Source organism: Deltaproteobacteria bacterium, from assembly GCA_018668695.1.
Taxonomy (GTDB): Bacteria; Myxococcota; XYA12-FULL-58-9; order XYA12-FULL-58-9; family JABJBS01; genus JABJBS01.
Genome location: JABJBS010000208.1, coordinates 1 through 18,218 on the forward strand (window position 1 = coordinate 1; position 18,218 = coordinate 18,218).

Annotated in this window: 11 protein-coding genes; 1 reads left to right on the top strand and 10 read right to left on the bottom strand. The window is 50.7% G+C overall.

Features of this window, described 5'->3' with window-relative positions; all coding sequences use genetic code 11:
- The 5 genes from HOK28_11045 to HOK28_11065 form a co-directional block, all read right to left on the bottom strand.
- On the bottom strand, positions 1-219 hold a 219-nt coding region (locus tag HOK28_11045; GenBank protein MBT6433622.1), incomplete at its 3' end, for a hypothetical protein.
- Complete coding sequence (locus HOK28_11050; GenBank protein MBT6433623.1) at positions 212-1,735, bottom strand: hypothetical protein; 1,524 nt, start codon at positions 1,733-1,735, stop codon at positions 212-214. The genes HOK28_11050 and HOK28_11045, both read right to left, overlap by 8 nt.
- Before the next feature lie 253 nt (positions 1,736-1,988).
- Positions 1,989-2,456 (bottom strand): four helix bundle protein, encoded by a 468-nt coding sequence (locus HOK28_11055; GenBank protein MBT6433624.1) that lies wholly within the window; start codon positions 2,454-2,456, stop codon positions 1,989-1,991.
- Positions 2,457-2,464: 8 nt separating this feature from the next.
- Positions 2,465-4,768, bottom strand: coding sequence for a DUF1566 domain-containing protein (locus HOK28_11060; protein MBT6433625.1), 2,304 nt, complete (start codon positions 4,766-4,768; stop codon positions 2,465-2,467).
- Positions 4,765-5,463: a hypothetical protein gene (locus tag HOK28_11065; GenBank protein MBT6433626.1), complete on the bottom strand. Its 699-nt coding sequence runs from the start codon at positions 5,461-5,463 to the stop codon at positions 4,765-4,767. The genes HOK28_11060 and HOK28_11065 overlap by 4 nt, the downstream gene beginning before the upstream one ends.
- Positions 5,464-5,708: 245 nt before the next feature.
- Between HOK28_11065 and HOK28_11070 the strand changes: the two genes are divergently transcribed.
- Complete coding sequence (locus HOK28_11070; protein MBT6433627.1) at positions 5,709-6,185, top strand: DUF1456 family protein; 477 nt, start codon at positions 5,709-5,711, stop codon at positions 6,183-6,185.
- Between the two features lie 36 nt (positions 6,186-6,221).
- On the opposite strand, the gene HOK28_11075 is transcribed toward HOK28_11070, so the two are convergent.
- From HOK28_11075 to HOK28_11095, 5 genes are all read right to left on the bottom strand, one after another.
- On the bottom strand, positions 6,222-7,592 hold the full coding sequence (locus HOK28_11075; GenBank protein MBT6433628.1) for an adenylate/guanylate cyclase domain-containing protein: 1,371 nt from the start codon (positions 7,590-7,592) through the stop codon (positions 6,222-6,224).
- A 3-nt stretch (positions 7,593-7,595) separates the two neighbouring features.
- Positions 7,596-8,591: a phosphate/phosphite/phosphonate ABC transporter substrate-binding protein gene (locus tag HOK28_11080; protein MBT6433629.1), complete on the bottom strand. Its 996-nt coding sequence runs from the start codon at positions 8,589-8,591 to the stop codon at positions 7,596-7,598.
- Positions 8,591-9,046 (bottom strand): universal stress protein, encoded by a 456-nt coding sequence (locus HOK28_11085; protein ID MBT6433630.1) that lies wholly within the window; start codon positions 9,044-9,046, stop codon positions 8,591-8,593. Before HOK28_11085 ends, HOK28_11080 begins: the two co-directional genes overlap by 1 nt.
- Before the next feature lie 234 nt (positions 9,047-9,280).
- Positions 9,281-16,408: a hypothetical protein gene (locus HOK28_11090; protein ID MBT6433631.1), complete on the bottom strand. Its 7,128-nt coding sequence runs from the start codon at positions 16,406-16,408 to the stop codon at positions 9,281-9,283.
- A gap of 248 nt (positions 16,409-16,656) precedes the next feature.
- Complete coding sequence (locus HOK28_11095) at positions 16,657-17,856, bottom strand: beta-lactamase family protein (protein MBT6433632.1); 1,200 nt, start codon at positions 17,854-17,856, stop codon at positions 16,657-16,659.
- Positions 17,857-18,218: the final 362 nt, after the last annotated feature.

Consider the following 18,218-nt stretch of genomic DNA (forward strand, 5'->3'; position numbering starts at 1 on the left):
CCAATCACCGGTACCGCCAGCAGTGGATGCTTCGCAGTGAGCCAATGCCTCTTCCCAGGTTTTACTTGTGGTGGCGGTTTTTTGCCAAACCAAGCCGGTGAGAGAATCTGTTACAATGGCAGCTGAGTGAACGGTGGATTCTGTGAAGTGACCATCGGCCCAAGAAGTGCCCGGAACAAGTAAACCAAACACCAATCCTATCCATGCAAACTTAATCATACTTTATTCCTTCATCCTTAAAGCCAGCATACCTTGAAAAAGCATCTGGCGGCAGCCTGAGCTTCCACGGCAATCGCTCGCGCGGAGAACTTCCTCGAAAATCTGTTTGCTGCACGGTTAATTCTGCCTGAGAATCAAGTGTATTCAAAGCATCAAACACCTGGTAACCACGCCCAAGCTGAATTCTGAGCTTTGCAAATGGGTATTGCTTACGAAAAAATCCTACTTGCGCCTTAAAGCTTGTAAATGAGCGCTTAGCGCGCCACCTACAAGTAAGCTGCCCATTTTTTTCTTTATCGCAATAAAAGTAATACCCAAGAAACAAAAACTTTGCCCTAAGCGCAGCAAGGTCTTGCCGCCAGCCGGCATGCTTCCAGTGGCCACTGTAAGATGCCAGCATTGCTCTAAGCTTTTCAAGCAAAACGGGATCGAAACTTAAGCATAAGCTTTGCTGGTCTTGCTCAACGCATTGCTCCTGAATGCGCTGAAGCTTTTTGGTGATACTGCCAAGTGTGCGCCGGCGCACATACTTATGGGTTGGCCGCACAATATAGCCCAAGAAATTCACGCCAGAGCTGATTCCACTTAATACTTTTGCCTTCTTTTTGAGCTTAAGCTTTAATTTGCTTTGCACGAAATCATCAATGGCATGGTGCCAGTGTTGCAGCTCAGCGCGAGATGCACTTAGCAACACAAAATCATCCACATAGCGCATATAATGCTTTGCTTTAAGCTCATGCTTAATGAATTGGTCGAGCTTGTTGAGGTAAATGTTTGCAAAAAATTGAGAGGTAAGATTACCAATGGGGAGGCCTTGCTCAGGCGATGTGTGGAAAAGGCTTTTATGTGCAGGGATTGCTTTCCATAGCTTTGGGCTGCTTTGCCGCAATACATCCGTTTCAGGCCGGTGATTGAGCAGCACATGGGTTAACCATTGCATTTCCTGAAATCTATGCAGCATACGGCATTGCAGCGGCAAGCTATTGCGAGGCACATGGTATTGCTTCTTTAAGCCATCAAGAACCATGGTTCGAAGCAAAGGCTTATGAACGGTTCCAAAAAAGTTCTCGATATCAAGCTGCAAATAATAAGCTTGGCGCCTTTTGCCTTGGCTTACTTTTTGAAGTTGCCGCTGCAGATAATCTACAGCAGCATGCACACCCTTTTGAGGCCGGCATGCAAAGCTTTGGCCGATAAATCTCTTTTCCCAATAAGGCTCGATTTCACGAACAAAAAGATGATGCACCACCCTATCTCGAAAATGCGCAGCAAAGACCTCTCTGTATTTTGGCGAAGAAAGCACAAATGCAATGGAGCGCCCTGGGCGGTATGTTTTCGCCTGCAAAGCATGCTCCAATGAAAAAATTTCGCGAAACTGCCGCAGCTCAAACTGCAGTGCACTGCTGCTGGACCGCTTTCGGCGTCGGCAATCTAAGTATGCGCGATGGAGATTTTCAGCGCTAAAGAGGTTTTCCTGCGCATGGGTGGCGCGAGAGGCAGCGGTAAGCATTACCATGTTCTGAACTCACGACCGCACTCAACGCACACACAACACAGATTTACTATTATCCTTATTGTTGTTGTTGATGTTGCCGTTGTTGAAGTTGACGTTCCAGGCGTTGTTGGAATTATCCACGTAGGAAGCCGACGTTTTATCCCGCTGATTAAAAGGCTTTGGCTCATGCCCTTTGGGTTAGAGCCTTGCTCAAAGATGCCGCTTGGGCTCAGCGAGTACAACCATGATAAAATAGACGCACGCATCACTTCAATTACCTTGATAACTGCAATGATGCTTCTGGCCGCTTGCTACTTTTACGCCACCCCTCGCATTGCTTTACAATTTCATGCCCTAACCGGGCCGCGTATTCGTAAGATTGATAGCTGGAAAAAACCTCCAGCTCTTTTGCAAGCACCAAAGCCAAGCTTAACTCCTCCGCCTTATCGCGCAGCTCCACCACTGCCTTGTACCTGTCTTCCCGCATGGTGTTGTTTACCTTGATGATTAAATTAAGCATGTCCCAGCCTGTTTCTCGCAGCCGGGCACCTATGGTGTATTTGTGATAACGAGAAAAACCTTTCACCGCATTTTCTAAATAAACCTGCAATCTTAAAGCTGATTTAAATACGGGCAGATTTTGGTAATGAGCCATGGTCACCTCAAAAAAAACAAAGGAACAAAGGAACAAAGGAACAAAGGAGCAAAGGAGCAAAGGAGCAAAGTTAAGGTCTGAACTCACGACCGCACTCAACGCACACACAACACAGATTTACTATCATCCTTAGTGTAGTTGCCGAGGCTGCCGAAGTAGAAGTTGACGGGCCAGGCGTTGTAGGGATTATCCACGTAGGAAGCCGACGTCCAATACCAGGCTGCTGAAATACCTGGAAACACGCTGGTGTTCACCGCTAGATTGTATCTGGAATCATCCACAATGCTTTGCAACTCATGAGGGCTCGGCAAGCGCCAATCGCTTTGGCCGCCATATACAAGGCTGCTGCAATAATCGATGGCATCTTGCCAAGGCTTTGTGCTGGGCAAATCTGCGCGCTGCCAAATCAGGCCGGTGAGATTGTCTTTGACCATTTCGCCGCTGCTGGCAGATTCTGGACAGCTATCCTGTGCTTCGCCGGCTGCATTGAGGCACGTATAAGAGGCGGTGTGCCTATCAGCATATTGCCCATCTTGGCCGCAAAACCCTGTGGCAGCGCAGGCATCGGTGCCATTACCAGCTGTGCCCGGGCACTCCACTATCGCAGTACCATTGTAACATGTGGTGATATTCGACGGCATGATAGGCGAGCAATCTTGGCCATATACCTGGCCGCTGGTGCAAGGTGCGCCTGGGATATAGCTGGATACCTCAGAGATGCATTCACCGCTGGAGCAGCCATTGCTACAAGAGATGAGCGTGCCTGCATCACAAGTGCCGCTGCCATTGCAAAGGCTTTCGCCGCGTACATTGCCATCTTCGCAGCTTGGTGCAGCGCATACTGTTTCGGCTGGATAATAAGCACACGCGCCTGCACCATTGCAGGTGCCGCTGGTGCCGCAAGTGGCAGCACCTTGGTCCGAGCAATCGCTGTAAGGGTCTTCACCGGCGAGCACACTGGAGCAGGTGCCATCGCTTACGCCTGTGTTGGCGCTCACGCAAGACGCGCAAGTGCTATTGCAGGCTCCATCGCAGCACACGCCGTCGGTGCAATGCCCGCTTTGACAATCGCTTGATTCATCACACGCTAGGCCATTGGCGGCATCAAGCATGCATACCCCATCATCACAATGGTTGCCGGCGGGGCATTCGCCATCGTTCTCACACGATACGCAGTTGTTGTTTGGGTCGGTGTCGCAAACGCCGCAATCATCCAATACTGCACTGCCGCCCCACGCGCCGGCGCAGTCTTCCACCAAGTTTTCGCTGCAGTCGGCCGAGCAGGCGTTATCTAGGTTGTCGCCGTCGTCGCAGGCTTCTGCGCCATTGGTGGTGCCGTCGCCGCAGTAAGGTCCAGCCAGTGATAGCTCTGTGGTGCAATCGCTGCTGCATGCTACGCAAGCTTGAGTGCCATAAGGGCAAGTGGTTTCGGTGTCGGTGTTGCCATCGTCGCAAGCTTCAGAACCATTTAACGCATCATCACCGCAATAGGATGTAACGCCCGCAACATTTTCGCAGGCGGCTGAGCACACTGTGCAGTTTAGCTCGCCGTAATCACAAGTCTCGGTGATAGCATTGCCATCGTCGCAATCTTCATTGGCAGACACATTCTGAACAGAATCACCGCAAAGAGATAAAGTGCAGTTTTCATTGCAAAGCGCGCTCTCACCTTCATCATCGCATGCTTCACCAGCATCATTGTTCACAATGCCGTCGCCGCATTCCGTATAGCAAACACCACCCTGCTCGTAATACGGGTCGTTGCAATTTAAAACGCACTCTGCATTGTTGCACACGCCACCACCATTTGGGTCGGTCATGGCTGTGCAATCTTCTACATCAAAGCCAAAGCCATTGCTGCTGCACACAGCGGCAATATTACCATTGCAGGTGTTGCTTTCAGGCGTGCAGATTTGGTTGATATTGCTTTGCCCCTCGGCGCCAAAGGGTTCATCCGATTGTGTGATGGAGGGATGCGCGTCAGCAGCAAACTGGGAGCCGTCGCCCTCGGTTGTACCTTGCACAAAAGCACCCATGGATGCCTCTGCCCCACCAACGATGACCGCTTGCCATTCACCCACCCACAAAAGAGCGCCGGCGCTTACATGGCTTAAGTAAATACGCACCAGCTTCTCGCCTGGCGCGGCCGTAATATTGATATCCCCATAAAGCCGGCCGCCACTTTCGCGCAAAGCAATGGTTTCAATGCTGCCTTCAAGCTGCGGGGAAAAGCCCGCGCTGTAAACTGCGATTTCGGCCATAAGGCCATCGGCACTTAAACTTTGGCCAATGGGCAATACAAAGCCTGCCTGGGCTGACTCTTCTTCCGGCTTAGCTTGTGTGCATGCCGCGAGAATAAAGAGCGCAAGAAGCGCCCATGCTTGGATATAATATTTCATGGCCCCACCTCCACGCTGTCTTGTAAGGTACCCACGGTGGTGTCCGCACCGCCATCACCTGAGCTGCTACCAGAGCTAAGCACCACACCGGCCACTACCCCGCCGGCCACTGCGGCAAGCCCTGTCCACAGCCACCAGCTGCTCCACACACTGCCATCGTCTTTGGCTTCTAAGCCGCTTAAGCGCTGCAGGTTGGCATTCAAATCAAAAGATGGGTCGTAGCCAGCAATAAGCTCCATCACGCCGCGCTGCACCTGCGGCACAAGCGCTGGGCCCGTGCCGATGAGGTTTACACTCACCCGCGCCACCACCCGGCCCTCTTTGTTGCTAATCCATTGCAGGTTTAAAAGTGCGGCGTTTTCGCCCATAGCTCCAAGGTTGCCGGTCACTAGAAATTCCGTGCCCAGGGCACCAGCGATTTCTGCCATGCACGAATCTTGGCTGCATTCTACCGTTTCCTTGAGCTGCTCCACATCGAGCATATTCACAACATCGCTTTTGGAAATCACATTGAATTGCTTGTGCTTGGAAAGCTCTGAGAGAATCACATTTTCAATCAGCAAAGCCTGGTCGGCATCAAACCCAGCAAGCGCTTTAAGCTCTAAGAAAAGCACATCCACCGCTCGGGTGTCTGCGGCGTAAGCCGGACCGGCTATAAGCGATAGAATCAGTATCACTGAACATATTTTTGGCATGGATGCCCCCCGGTGAAAGATTAGCCTTTGGGCGGAGTGGGAGCAAGCCGGAATAGGGACTGATGGGGTAAATGTTAAATGTATTTAGATAGTTGGCAAGATGGGAGAAAGTAGTTCTTTCTACGCTGCGGCTGCAGACTCCGCTCCTTTTTCAAGATTATAGCCGGACCCTGTATATACCACCACCTATGAAGTAGAGTGCGATAAATGGTCGGTGAAGAACCGCCGATACAGGAGGATGAGTTATTAATAACAACGATATCTTGCGACGTGTACGTTATGTTTTTGATTTTAGCGATCAGCTGATGCTTTCGATATTCGAGCTCGGCGGACACCAAGGAAATATACCTGAGCTAACAACTTGGTTCACACGTGAAGGAACCCCAGAATTTGTAATGTGCGAAGATGAGTACATGGCACGCTTTCTCAATGGGCTCATCATCAAGAATAGAGGCTCAAGAGATGGCACCATCCCTGAACCTGAGACCAAGCTCACAAACAACATCATCCTGCGGAAGCTGAAAATCGCTCTCAGTCTTCAAGCAGACGACATCATCGCAATACTTAAATTAAACAACTTCAATTTAAGCAAACATGAACTGAGCGCGCTCTTTCGACGACCCGACCATAAAAACTACCGGGAGTGCCTCGACCAAGTGCTTCGTAACTTCCTGGATGGGCTGGAAAAGCACTACAGAAAAAAGGTCATCGGGAAAAGTTAGAGTTGGTCTCCGACACACCACAGATCTTAGCTTTTCTCAATTCTCGGTGAGCACTTCGTAGACCCTCGTTTTCCCCTGCCTACCCTTTGCCTGAACAAGGTCCACCAGACGAACTCTATTCTCGACTTCTAAGAAGGCCTCTTCACCCAAGTCGGCCCTAATGGCAGCGAGTGTATTTTCACTGATTAAAAACGGCGTATTGTATTTCTTGGTAAGTGACTCAAGCCTGGACGCCAAGTTCACAGCGTCACCAATCACGGTACCCTCCATACGGCTGCTCTCGCCAACGATTCCCAACATCAAGTCCCCGGTGTTTATACCAATGCCAATCTTAATCTCGGCGCGTCCCTCTAAAGCCCGCTCTTGGTTCAACGCGTGCAATGCTCTCTCCATACCCATGCCAGCATTCAGGGCATCTACCGGAGATTCAAAAAGAGCCATAATTGCATCGCCTATATACTTATCGATGAACCCACCGTTCTCACTCACCACCGGACCTACACGACTCAAAAAATCGTTCAGGAACTTAAAAGTTTGCTGCGCTCCTAATTTCTCCGAGATCGAAGTGAATGACCGAATGTCGCTGAATAACACCGTCATGTTACGTTCAACCTGTTCACCATGTTGCACTTCAATGACCGATTTATGATTGAGAAACTCTAGAAACTGTTTTGGAACAAATCTCAAATAAGAACTGTTCAAACGACTTAGCTCCTCACGGTGCTGAAGATCAATCGTTTGACGTTCTAGAATCTGGTTCGCAAAGCCATTAAGAGCAACTGCAATATGCTGAAACTCGGCTGCCCCCTTGAGTTCCAAGTCGGCCCTAATTTCACCTTTGCGTAAGAGAGATAACCGCTTATCCAATTCACCCAGTGGTAAAATAGCTAGATTATAAATCATCCCGACCACTGTCAGGGCGACAAGCAATAATACGAATGCCATTGCAATCCGTGTTTCATGAGCGCGTGCGGAAACCTCCATGACGGCTGGTGTGAGGTCTACGATTGCATTAATGAATCCGCGGCGCACACCATCTAATAAGACCGTACGCTCTTTTAAGATAAGTAACTCGGACCCGGGTGCTACTGGACGTATCCAACGCACAAGCAATCTTTTCTGCGCATTCAAAACTTCAAGAGAGTGAATACTCGAGTCACTTTCCCCAATTTCATTCGCTAGATGACGTAAAAGTGAAACATCCTCTGCTGCGATTGCATCGGAGGCTATCACAGTTAGGTTATCCAAAAGTTGGTTTTTCTGATCTTCAATCTTCTCACGTAAATAACGGTCGTCACGTTCTGCCGCCATTTCGCCCACCCACAGGACCAGAACCACCGTCGCTACACTGATGGCTAAAGAGAATTGTGCCCACAATGGCCACTGTCCTAACGGGACCCATTTCATATGTTATCGCCCTTTGGAAAAAACATCGTCCAACTCGGTTAAGTTTAAACTTCGGACATCATTCCACTCAGAATCCACTGCGGTAGATAAACCAGCGAACTTAAGTGACTCAAATACATCTTGTCGATGGGGGCTTCTTTCAATGGTCGCTACCACCTGCATAAGCGTACTAACGATGTGTTCTGGCAATCGAGAATGATAAGCGAACGCGTGAGGAGTAAATCCCGGTGAAGTCCATAAGACCCTCAATTGATTCCGGATACTTGGCGATAAAGATGCAAATGTTCTCATCACGCCCCCGCCAATACTGTGTAACCCTTGAGCCACTCCTGCATAAACTGAGTCATGCGACTTTACGTAGCTCACGTGTACCGGGACTCCCAGCTCTTTAAGCCGAGCCCTGGTCAAAAGCGTTGCTGCAAAAGCAGCCGGGGCAGGAAAAGCTGCCTGAAGCCCTGTACAGTCAGATAATCCTAAAAGCGGACTATCTTTTCGCGTAACGACTATGCCTCGAATTCGCTTATCTTTTTGTTTAGCAAAAGCTTTATATCCGGTTTGCTTACTGAACACGACGTAATGATAGGGATTCATATAGGCTAAATCGTAGTATCCTTGCGCGACACGTTTCTCAAATTCAGGTATTGACGACGCGGTTTTAACTAAAATTTTCCGGCCTAAAAGATGTGATAAATAATCGGCCAGCGGTCCCCAATTCTTGTGGATTGTTGCTACCGGCTGTTGCGGAACAATACCTAGAGTCAGAGATTCCGGGAAGCCGAGCCGACTGTCAGGGTTAAAGGTTGGCGTCTCTACTCTTCCTTCCATTGGCTTGTAAGTGGGACTGGAGCACCCACCCATGACTAAGAGAACCAAGGCAAGCATCCACAACACGGCCCTGACGGGTGTGTAGCGCGTACCCAAATGCTCATGATTGACAACCCTCAAGCCACGGCTGGCAGGGATTCTATACTCCGGGACAGATTCCAAACGACTGAGCATTACACAGGCTCCATCGATTCATTCGAATCTCTAACAACCAAGACAGAGCACGGAGCACCTCTTACGAGTGCCTCAGCGACGCTTCCTAACATCAGCCGCTCTATGCCATCACGACCATGAGTCCCGGCTACAATCAGCTCCGCGCGAACCTCCTGAGCTAACTCAATAATACTATCGGCAGGCTTTCCCCGAAGAACTTTCGTAACGATGTTAATCCCAGGTTTTTGTTCATCGGGCGCAACAAGACTTCGCATAAAGGCATGCGCCAGCTCAACTTCGTTGCGTTTGGTAGGGTTTGGGTGTGACAAGAGCCACTGAGTCGACTCTTCGTTCAATGCATGACAAATCACCAGCTGGCTCTCATTGGGCCAAGCTTGGACATAAGCAACTCGAACGGCACGATTTCCCAGGGCTGAAAAGTCGGTAGCAACTACAAGCCTTCGATATGTATTCATCCTGTCGGTCCGATCAGGTCTGTATGTTTGGACTCCCGTCTACTTAGAGCCATTCGGCATCAAAAAGATTCATAAATCATTGAAAAAACTGTATTTATTCAGACATATGATCAAAGAATTCGACGACCGAGGCGAGACCGTAGGTTCGAGGGCCCAGCTCGCCGGATAATTTTCCTTATGATTTCAAATAAGTCGAGGCAGGAAGACTCCTGGCCCACCCATTTCTCACAGGCCTTAAATACCTTCTGAAAAATTACGCATCGCAGAAAGCCCGCCACCGGTCGTCGTCGTCACAACGTTTTCAACCATATCGTTGATAGCCTTGGACGGTGTACCTGCACCTGGAGCACTCATCGCACCACCCAGAGCACCATCTGTGAAGGCATCGCCCATCTGCTTCCCAAAATCACCCAAGTTTGAAGGCGAATCACGTGCACCGGTAAGCATATCAGTACCGGCCGAGCCCATATTACCGAGCCCATTTGTTAACATCCCGCAGCCTATCCCGCCGCCGCAGATTGGGCCCAGTGCCCCACCAATGCAGCCGCCAACGGCGCCGCCAAAGCCCGCTTTCAGCGAACAGTAGAGAGTGCTCCCACCCAAACCAGCAAGTGCGGCTGAGGTAACACCCACCCAAGCGGCGCCTATCGCACACCCCGCCAAGACATTAGCGAGACGACCATCCGTATCTATGAAATTGATTGGGTTGTTGTAGCTATAAGCATAGGTGTTCCACTGCCCACTCAAGAAAAAGCTAGGGTCTCGGGTGGACCAGCGGCCAAGCTCTGGCATGTACCAACGGTTCTGAAGCCAAACCATATCCGTATCAGGATCGACCATTCCACCAGCAAAACCAAACGATGACACAAGGTCGTTATCCGCTGCTTCCGCGCCCGTGGCATCGAAATAACGCGCGTCTGCGAGTTGACCAAACGCTGTATAGGTAAATGCCGCACGAACAACGCCGGAATCCGAATCAACAAGGGCTCGCGTATTACCTTGCTTATCCACCACAAACGCGTAGGTCGTGCCAGCTTGAACCATATAGGCAGGGTGGTACTCGTTGCCCGCGTAAACAAAGTAAGCCTCAGTTCCAAGCGCAGCCTGATACTCTACCACAGGTCTACGGTTGGTATCATAGAGCCAGCGGTGGGTTTCAACACCATCAACAAGGCGCTGTACACGGTTGCCAAAGGGATCGAGAATGTACCGGATAACGCGTCCATCCTCCATGGTCACGGTGCTCAGCTGCCCCGCCGCATCGTAATCAAATCCTCGTTCAGAGCCGGAGCCGGTCTCGGTACGGACACGAAGCTGACCCTTTTCATCGTAAGAATAAGCGTGCTCACTTGAGGAGGCCAACTGATCCGCCAGGTTGTATGTAAAGGTCTCCGAAGAAGCACCATGGCTCGTCCCGGTGAGATTATCATTTTGGTCATAATCCCAGGCCGATGAAACACCACCTGCACTTGCGCCAATCAAACGCCTGCGGCCATCGTAGCCATAGGTGATTGTCTGATTCGTACCCATAAAGGTTTCTTCTCGCTCACTCACTTGGCCAACGTCATTTCGAACGATGGCTTCACTAAACAACACCTCGGCCGTACTGACCAAGTCATAGCTTTCTCCCGTAACTTCACCAAACCCGTTGTAGGTCGTGGTACGACGTATATCCCCTACTCTTGCTTCAATTTGCTGCTCTGTGCCCGCAGCCCGGGTAATGCTGTAATCACCGCGTGACGCCAGAAAACCATCGCTGTCGTAGCTGGTGTTGACAGTTCTCAAACCGCCGCTCCAAGACACAGTCTCACTGGAGCGATAAAAGAAATCATCATAGCTATAAGAAACAGATCCACTGACCGCACCTGAATATGTCATCGAAGTGAGGAGTTCACCTTGCCAATTCAAATCCACATCTACTGATTCAGCAGGTTCAAGCCCTACCCTTGAATAACCGGCAAGCTGGCCGGAGACGCCCGAATAAAATTGACCAACTTGGTAATCCTCACCGCTGGCTTCGATGACACGGCCATACTCATCGTAGTTGTAACTGATTCGCGCAGTTTGGTCCGGATTATTCACCGCCAACAATTGTCCGTCGAGGTTATAATCGAGGCTTAATACTTGGCGAACATCTGTTGAGTTCTCAGGAGACGGCGTTAGAATGCTGACTAAACGCCCCGCAGAATCAAAGTCAAAACGATACACATTGCCCGCCGGGCCAGTGAGTTCTTGAACCCTACCGTTGTCATCATAACCAAGAGTGATGGTGCCATCATCCGTATTCCAGCGCTTTGCAATACGTCGCATTGCTTGCGTCGTCCAGATCTCGAATTCTACCCCGTCCGGGTGGGTCACCGTATGGATGATGAGGTCTCCCTCTTCCACCCGGTCAATCACATAGTTCCGTGTGCTTTCGCCATCGGTATGAATCACCTGCTTCAGGCGACTGTCACCCTGATAAACAAGCTCATACGTGCCGTAGCCGTTAACGGTTGATTCTTGGAGTAAGCCTTCGGGACTGAGTGTCCACGAAGCTTGCCGACCTTCACCCGACTCAAGCCCCAGCACCCCTGTGCCTGCATCAAAACTCCACGTGGTGGTACTGGTCTCATTGGTGACCTGCTCACGCAGAGCGCTCACAAGTTCCAACGGATTGCCGTCGTTCAACGTAACGGCCAGCGTGGTCTCCGTGGTTCGAGTTGGAACATCACCGCCAATCCCTTGAGAGGTCTGGGTGTAACTTGGATACTTGGTGCTGCCAGTCCAACGTGGATGATAGCTTAAATCGACCACTTGACGCTTTCCATGTGGGTATACTGCATGGTACCGCGACGCACCGCGGTCCATCACGGTTTCTGTCACCGAGCCATCTGGATAGATTTCGGCATTGTAGTAACCGTAGAGCGAGTCGTCGTATCCAGGATAAAGCAATGAACTGTGCAGTTCTGAACGGTACCGGCTGGAGTCATAAATAAGCGTACGTGCCATCGGCGTTGTGACGCGGCTGCGGCGTACTCCAATACTTCGCTCGTCTGAGTACGGAACAGCATATACCCACTGCTCAAATTCACGCTCGGTGTCGTCTTCGGAAACCGCAGCACTCAATCGGCCTTTAAGTGAGTATCTATATTCTTTAGATTCACCATTGGGATGCTGAAAACCAGACATCAAACCGGTTGAGCTACCATCGGGCGCCTGCGTATACTCAAACTGATAAGTCTGATTATGCGAATTCTGAATGGTATTCGTGTAGCCAAATGCATCGAAGCTAAGTTCGGTAACGGCACCTGTTGGACTGGTAATCGTCGCTCCATCCGATGAATATTCAATCGTTACCTGGTTCCCATACGCGTCTGTCACCGCGCAGAGCCGCCCATCATTTACACCATCGGCTGCGCAGAGGTTCGACTCACCTCCCACATAATGAAAGGTAAGCTGGACCGCTTGTGTTCGTGCATTACGCGTTTCAAGATGCCGCCCATCTAAATCAAAAACAAACACCTCTTTTTGGTTCGGTCCCAAGATATACATCAAGTCACCTTGATTCGCCTCATGCACAGGCCTTACCCGGCGCACCCGGCTATTGGTGTAATCTGCGATGATAATACGGTCTTCAGAATCTACCGCCAAACCATTCACAAACCCGAGGACCGCCGAGGCAGCAGGTCCACCATCGCCACAGCTTTCGAATGAACTACAAGAAGCCAATACTCCACATCGTCCAACAACATCTTCCAAGGAGCCTTCGCTCGACAGACGCCGAACACACTGGTTTCCGCGCTCTGGCGTACCTTCCAAGAACGGCGTCCAAGAGCCATCTGCAATCAGCAGTTCTCCACTGCTATTGAGAGCCAAACCACCAGGATAAGCTAAAGCACTCTCAGTAGCTCTTAGGCCGCTGCCCGTATAACCTTTCTCGCCGGTTCCCACGATGGTGTCGATTCTTCCATCGGCACTAACCGCTCGAACCACGTGGTTCCCAAGGTCCGACACAATAATCGTTCCGTCCTCTTTAACTAAAATATCAGTAGGCGAATTAAGAGTTGCAAGCGTGGCCAGGCCACCATCACCTTCATAGCCTGAGACACCGGCTCCCGCTTCATCGGTTTGACCCGCAATGGTCCAAATGATTCCCGCTGGATCAATCTTGCGAATACGGTGTCCACCGAGCTCCGCGATGTACATCGAGCGGTCTGGCCCAAAAGCGAGACCCACTGGATTTACCAAAATAGCCTCAGTTGCGGGGCAGCCATCACCGATCAGGTTCTGGGCCTGGTCACAAATCTGATTGCCTCCGGCATAGGTGGTCACTTCTTGACCAGTCGCTGCCAACTCTGGGTCATAAACTTTAATCCGGCCACTACCGGTGCCAGTCGCTGCGTTGTAGTTCCCAAAATAGTCAGTCGCGTAAACGCGGTCGTCCGGACCACGCCGGGCTCCAACCATCAGCGCCGCACATACTTGATAACGGCCCGAAGGCTGATCGATCACATTATCAGGACAATCAAAAGAGAACCAATCCAGTTCCTTGCCCTTAAGCATGATGGTGCTGCGGTTATCTGCGTCGATTCGAATGATCGAGTTCGTTCGGCTTCCGCCCACAAGAACTGCGCCGTCGCTATCAACGTTAACTCCTATCGGCTCTTGCAAACTGACATAGAAATTATTCAGCTGATTTCCACTCACGGGGTCGTAAATCTTATCACCTACGCGCGCTATGGACTCCACCACTGAGTACTCGCCACTCAATGCTAAGTTGTTACCTGTACCTAGGAAGAGCTCTCCGCGCTGACGGTCATAAACATGGTGGTCACTGATTGACCATCCGCCTAAGCCCTGCGCTTCTGAGGTATAATTGCCTGTATTCAGACGGTAACGCTGCTGAAATACCGCGTTTTCTCGCGCCTGTATTCCGCTCAGCTCGGTGTATTGGTTCACGCCGAAGGTAGACTCTCCCCAGCTCTCAGGCCCCAAGTTATAAAAGCTGGGGTATTCGTGCTCAATGAGCACTGAAACACTATAACGACCATTCATACGGCGGTTGAATAGATACTGAGTAAAATCGACCTCTTGCTTGAGTTCGCTGCAGTCATCTTGCTCACAGTTCCAATTCCACTCACGCTCGAAGCCAATTGCATAGACTTTCAACGTGACCTTTTTAAGAACCTCGAGAGCATCATCATTAAGCCCAACCGTGAGCGGGATCTCAAAGGAGTTGCGCCCAAGGTAACCAGCCGTACGCTGGCTGTTATAATCGAGGGACATTCGAGTCCCATCCAAAGGAATCGATTGACCCACGGTTTGGCGCTGACAATCAATCACCGAACCAAAGAGCGGAGAATCACAATCACCGGGGTCACCGCTTGGCTCCTCCTGATCAGGTGATTTTGCTCGTGGGTCAGGGCTTGAACCGTGATTACAATCCATGTTTGAAAAGTGCGGAAATGGAACCCGCATATAAGACTGACCAATCGTTGCAAAACCTGCGACCACCGTCAGCTCATCGTTGGTAATACCAAGCTCACCGGCGTCACGGCCTCCTAAATTTAGGACAGCTTTGCCATCAACGATATCCGTCACCTCAACAAAGAAACCATCTTCAATCGCTACCCAGGTGTCTCGGACATCATCAAAATAACCGGTAGGTACGCGGCTGCCCACTGGGAAGCCAACGAAGTTTTCCTCCCAGAAAAGAACGTCACTTTCACCGCCCGCCTGGTCGAAAAACTTCACATCAACGCCATCTTCCTTGAGAACGCCTTGATGAATAAAAAGGTCAATCGCATAGGTATAATCACTTGTCGGAGGCAGAGCTCCTGGCATCTGATCTCGCCCCGAATCATCTGTGGTGAATTCGGTGAGTTGCACCATGCTGGGCTCAGTTACGAAATCCCAACTAGCGCCATCGTAAACCTGCGCACGTGTGCCGCTAGGAAAGATGACCCGAGCTGTGCGCGTGGGGCAGCTCTCACACTCTTGAACCGGGTTAGCAACCGCCAGCTGGTACTCACTGCTGGCACCGGTGAGGTCAATTTCAGTCATGAGGGAATCTCGGGATCGCATCACAACGTCTTGGACAGAAGTGGCACCATTCCAATTTGCCTGGGCACGGCGTTGCATCGGCACTAGGCCAGCACTTTCAAAGCGGAGCGTCACATCCGCCTCTCCATTCACGACGAAGAAGTAACTTCCGTCTTCAAGCGTATAGACGGTCCCGAACTCCGGCCGGTGAACAGCCGTTACTTCGACGCCTTCAACCCCAATGCCATCAAGTCCAACAACCTTGCCTTGTAAAAGCGCTTTGCGCTCATCATTGAGGGAGTCAGAGTCAACGTCACCTTGATAACCGTCCTGTGCGATCAAGAATGACGTAAGGTCATCAAAATTAGTCACAACTGTATTATCCACCTCGGCGTCACCGGGCGGAACACTGCTGACCGTACCAAGAGTCATCAGAGTCACCGTTATTGGACTGCTCGCGTTGTCTGCGGAATCCAGGGCCTGAATCTGAATGGTGTATTCTGTGAGTGGCTCAAGACCTGAAATCGAAATACTGGCGACAGGTGAAGTGCGGGTGGAGGATTCATTAAGCGTAATACGATAACTGGTCACGCCAACATTATCCGAGGCTTCACTCCACTCAATGGCAAGGCTTATTTCAGAAGCCTCAAGAAGCTCCACCACTGGACTCGCTGGGAAGCTTGGCGCGGTGAGATCGACTGTAGATGCAGTGAGGCTTAGAGGCGCGGTTTCTTGCCCGTCTGTGTCGCGCGCTATAACGCTGAGGTTGTAGCTGGTGTTAATGGTGAGACCTGTAAACGTATAACTCGTCTCAGAGGTGGTTCCTTCATCGGAACCATCTAAGCTTACACTGTAGACGACACCTGGCTCAGTATCGATTGCGGCTGGCCAAGAAACTGTAATGGCAGTTTCAGTCACAACTCCAAGGTTGAGCTCTGCTCCTTCTGGCCACGTGGGTGACTCGGAAACAGGGTCCGAAGCATCGCTGGTATCTGTAGCGTCACTGACGTCGCTGGAATCGGATGGGTCTGACGAATCGCTGGAGTCTGTCGCATCACTGGCGTCACTCGAATCAGATGGGTCTGACGAGTCGCTGGAGTCTGTAGCATCACTCGCGTCACTGGAATCAGATGGGTCTGACGAATCGCTGGAGTCTGTAGCATCGCTCGCGTCACTCGAATCAGATGGGTCTGACGAATCGCTGGAGTCTGTTGCATCGCTCGAGTCGCTAGAATCAGATGGGTCTGACGAGTCGCTGGAGTCTGTGGCGTCCGCAGGGTCTGATGTAGACTCAGCCTCCGACTCACAACCCTTGCAACCCGGTAATACAGTCAGCATCGATACTGCCACTAACAACGTAATAAACCGCAAACCCATCAAGTACCCCCACAACAAAATGTTTCGAGGAGACTATCGTCGGTTGAAACGAAAATAAAGCGGTTACGGTACGAATAGAAAGCTAAAAAAAAAATGATTCTAGGTACCGAAAGCGTTGACCCTCTTCACAGTAAATGCAGGAGATAATATGCCGTCTTTACGCGGGCAGCGACCCTCCAAAACCTAAATCTTACGGCTTCATCAAAAAACTAATTCGCCTCGGCTCTTTCGAAAAGAGCCTCCATAATTGCACCCGGCGCCTCACCCGCCGTCTCCCAGTCAGTATTCAGCATTACGACCACACCGATTCCGCTTTCCGGTGAAAAGAGTATCTGTGTTGCCACACCTTGATCACCGCCGTTATGGCCAAAAACAGTTCGGTCTCCCAGGCTAGACTGGTACCAGAAAACGAATTGACCTGAATCTACGCTGGGAAATTGTGGGGTAAACATCTCGGCAACGCTCTGCGGAGTTAGTATTTGAGCCTCGCCCAATTGCCCCTGGTTGGAGATGGCAGCTAGAAATCGCGCCATATCGTTAACACTGCTACGAAGCTGACCATCGGGATAGTCAGGGTATCCGTAGTGCCCCACCGCTTGATGTTCACCATTCTCATATTCATAGGGCATCGCAACCAAAGCAGGATCGAAATCAGCCAAATGCCAACCTGTATTTTCCATGGAGAGCACATCAAAAATATGCTCGTCGCAGTAGTCATCAAAAGAGCCACCGGTAGATGACTCGACCACAAACCCAGCAAGCGCCGTGGCGATGTTTCCGTATTCATTCACGGTCCCGGGCATATTTGCGTAAAAATTGTCAGTCGCGTTGAACCACGCCCCGCCCTCTAGAAGGTAACCCTCCAGATAGCTGCCAAGTGCATGAGGAGAATCACCGTCGGCGTAAGGCATTTGTGACCAGTTGTCGCGGATACCAGAGGTATGAGAGACAAGGTGTCGTACCAGAATCTCTTCATCTTCTACGCGGGGGTTATCTACTAAAAAAGGAAGATGAGTATTGATGTTGTCATCCAGCGCAAGTTCACCATCATCCTGCGCTTGCATCACCGCAACAGCGGTTAGGGTCTTGCTTACAGAAGCCATCATGAAGGGCGTATCTATTGTAACGGGTACGCCGGTTTCACGATTGGCCAAGCCGAAACCCGCCGTCCAAAGAACTTCACCTGGACGGGTTAAAGCAACGGCCAGCCCGGGAATATTGTTAAGCGTCTTTTGCTCTTCAATAAACTGCGTCATGTCCGACCAAGGGTCATCTTCTCCCGTTTCGGTCTCTTGCGCAGCCGGGTCACTTGGAGAGGTTTGGGGCTCTTCCGGGGGCTCACTGCTAGCAGAGCAGCCCAGGACCAATACAAGCCAAAGAACTTGTACGTAACGAAGTATGTGCCTCATGTTGTCTCCCAGTGAAGTGCTGACTCTTCATCTACCAATAAACGGGTGCTCCCACCACAAGCATCCACAATGAAAGAAGAGCCGCGTTGACCTAGTTGAGTAGATGATGCGCTCGAAGCCGTCTTCTGTGACGAAACTGGCGAACCCTGGCCAACTGAAATGTCGTCAACATCGTCACATAGAGATGTAAGTAGCCGATTTAAGGTAAGTTAAAGATTGGCACCATCCGTGCAACCTCATGTTGAGCAACACGAGCCTTTCAAGCTCACTCACAAAGGTATGACTATGTCTTTACTACTAGCAGCAACTGCAATCTTCATTGGCGCCTGTTTATGGATGAAGAGCGACAACACATCGACCCA

Coding starts and splice junctions, on each gene's coding strand:
- HOK28_11050 (MBT6433623.1), bottom strand. CDS start 1,735: ATGGTAATGCTTACCGCTGCCTCTCGCGCCACCCATGCGCAGGAAAAC.
- HOK28_11060 (MBT6433625.1), bottom strand. CDS start 4,768: ATGAAATATTATATCCAAGCATGGGCGCTTCTTGCGCTCTTTATTCTC.
- HOK28_11065 (MBT6433626.1), bottom strand. CDS start 5,463: ATGCCAAAAATATGTTCAGTGATACTGATTCTATCGCTTATAGCCGGT.
- HOK28_11075 (MBT6433628.1), bottom strand. CDS start 7,592: ATGAAATGGGTCCCGTTAGGACAGTGGCCATTGTGGGCACAATTCTCT.
- HOK28_11080 (MBT6433629.1), bottom strand. CDS start 8,591: ATGCTCAGTCGTTTGGAATCTGTCCCGGAGTATAGAATCCCTGCCAGC.
- HOK28_11085 (MBT6433630.1), bottom strand. CDS start 9,046: ATGAATACATATCGAAGGCTTGTAGTTGCTACCGACTTTTCAGCCCTG.
- HOK28_11090 (MBT6433631.1), bottom strand. CDS start 16,408: ATGCTGACTGTATTACCGGGTTGCAAGGGTTGTGAGTCGGAGGCTGAG.
- HOK28_11095 (MBT6433632.1), bottom strand. CDS start 17,856: ATGAGGCACATACTTCGTTACGTACAAGTTCTTTGGCTTGTATTGGTC.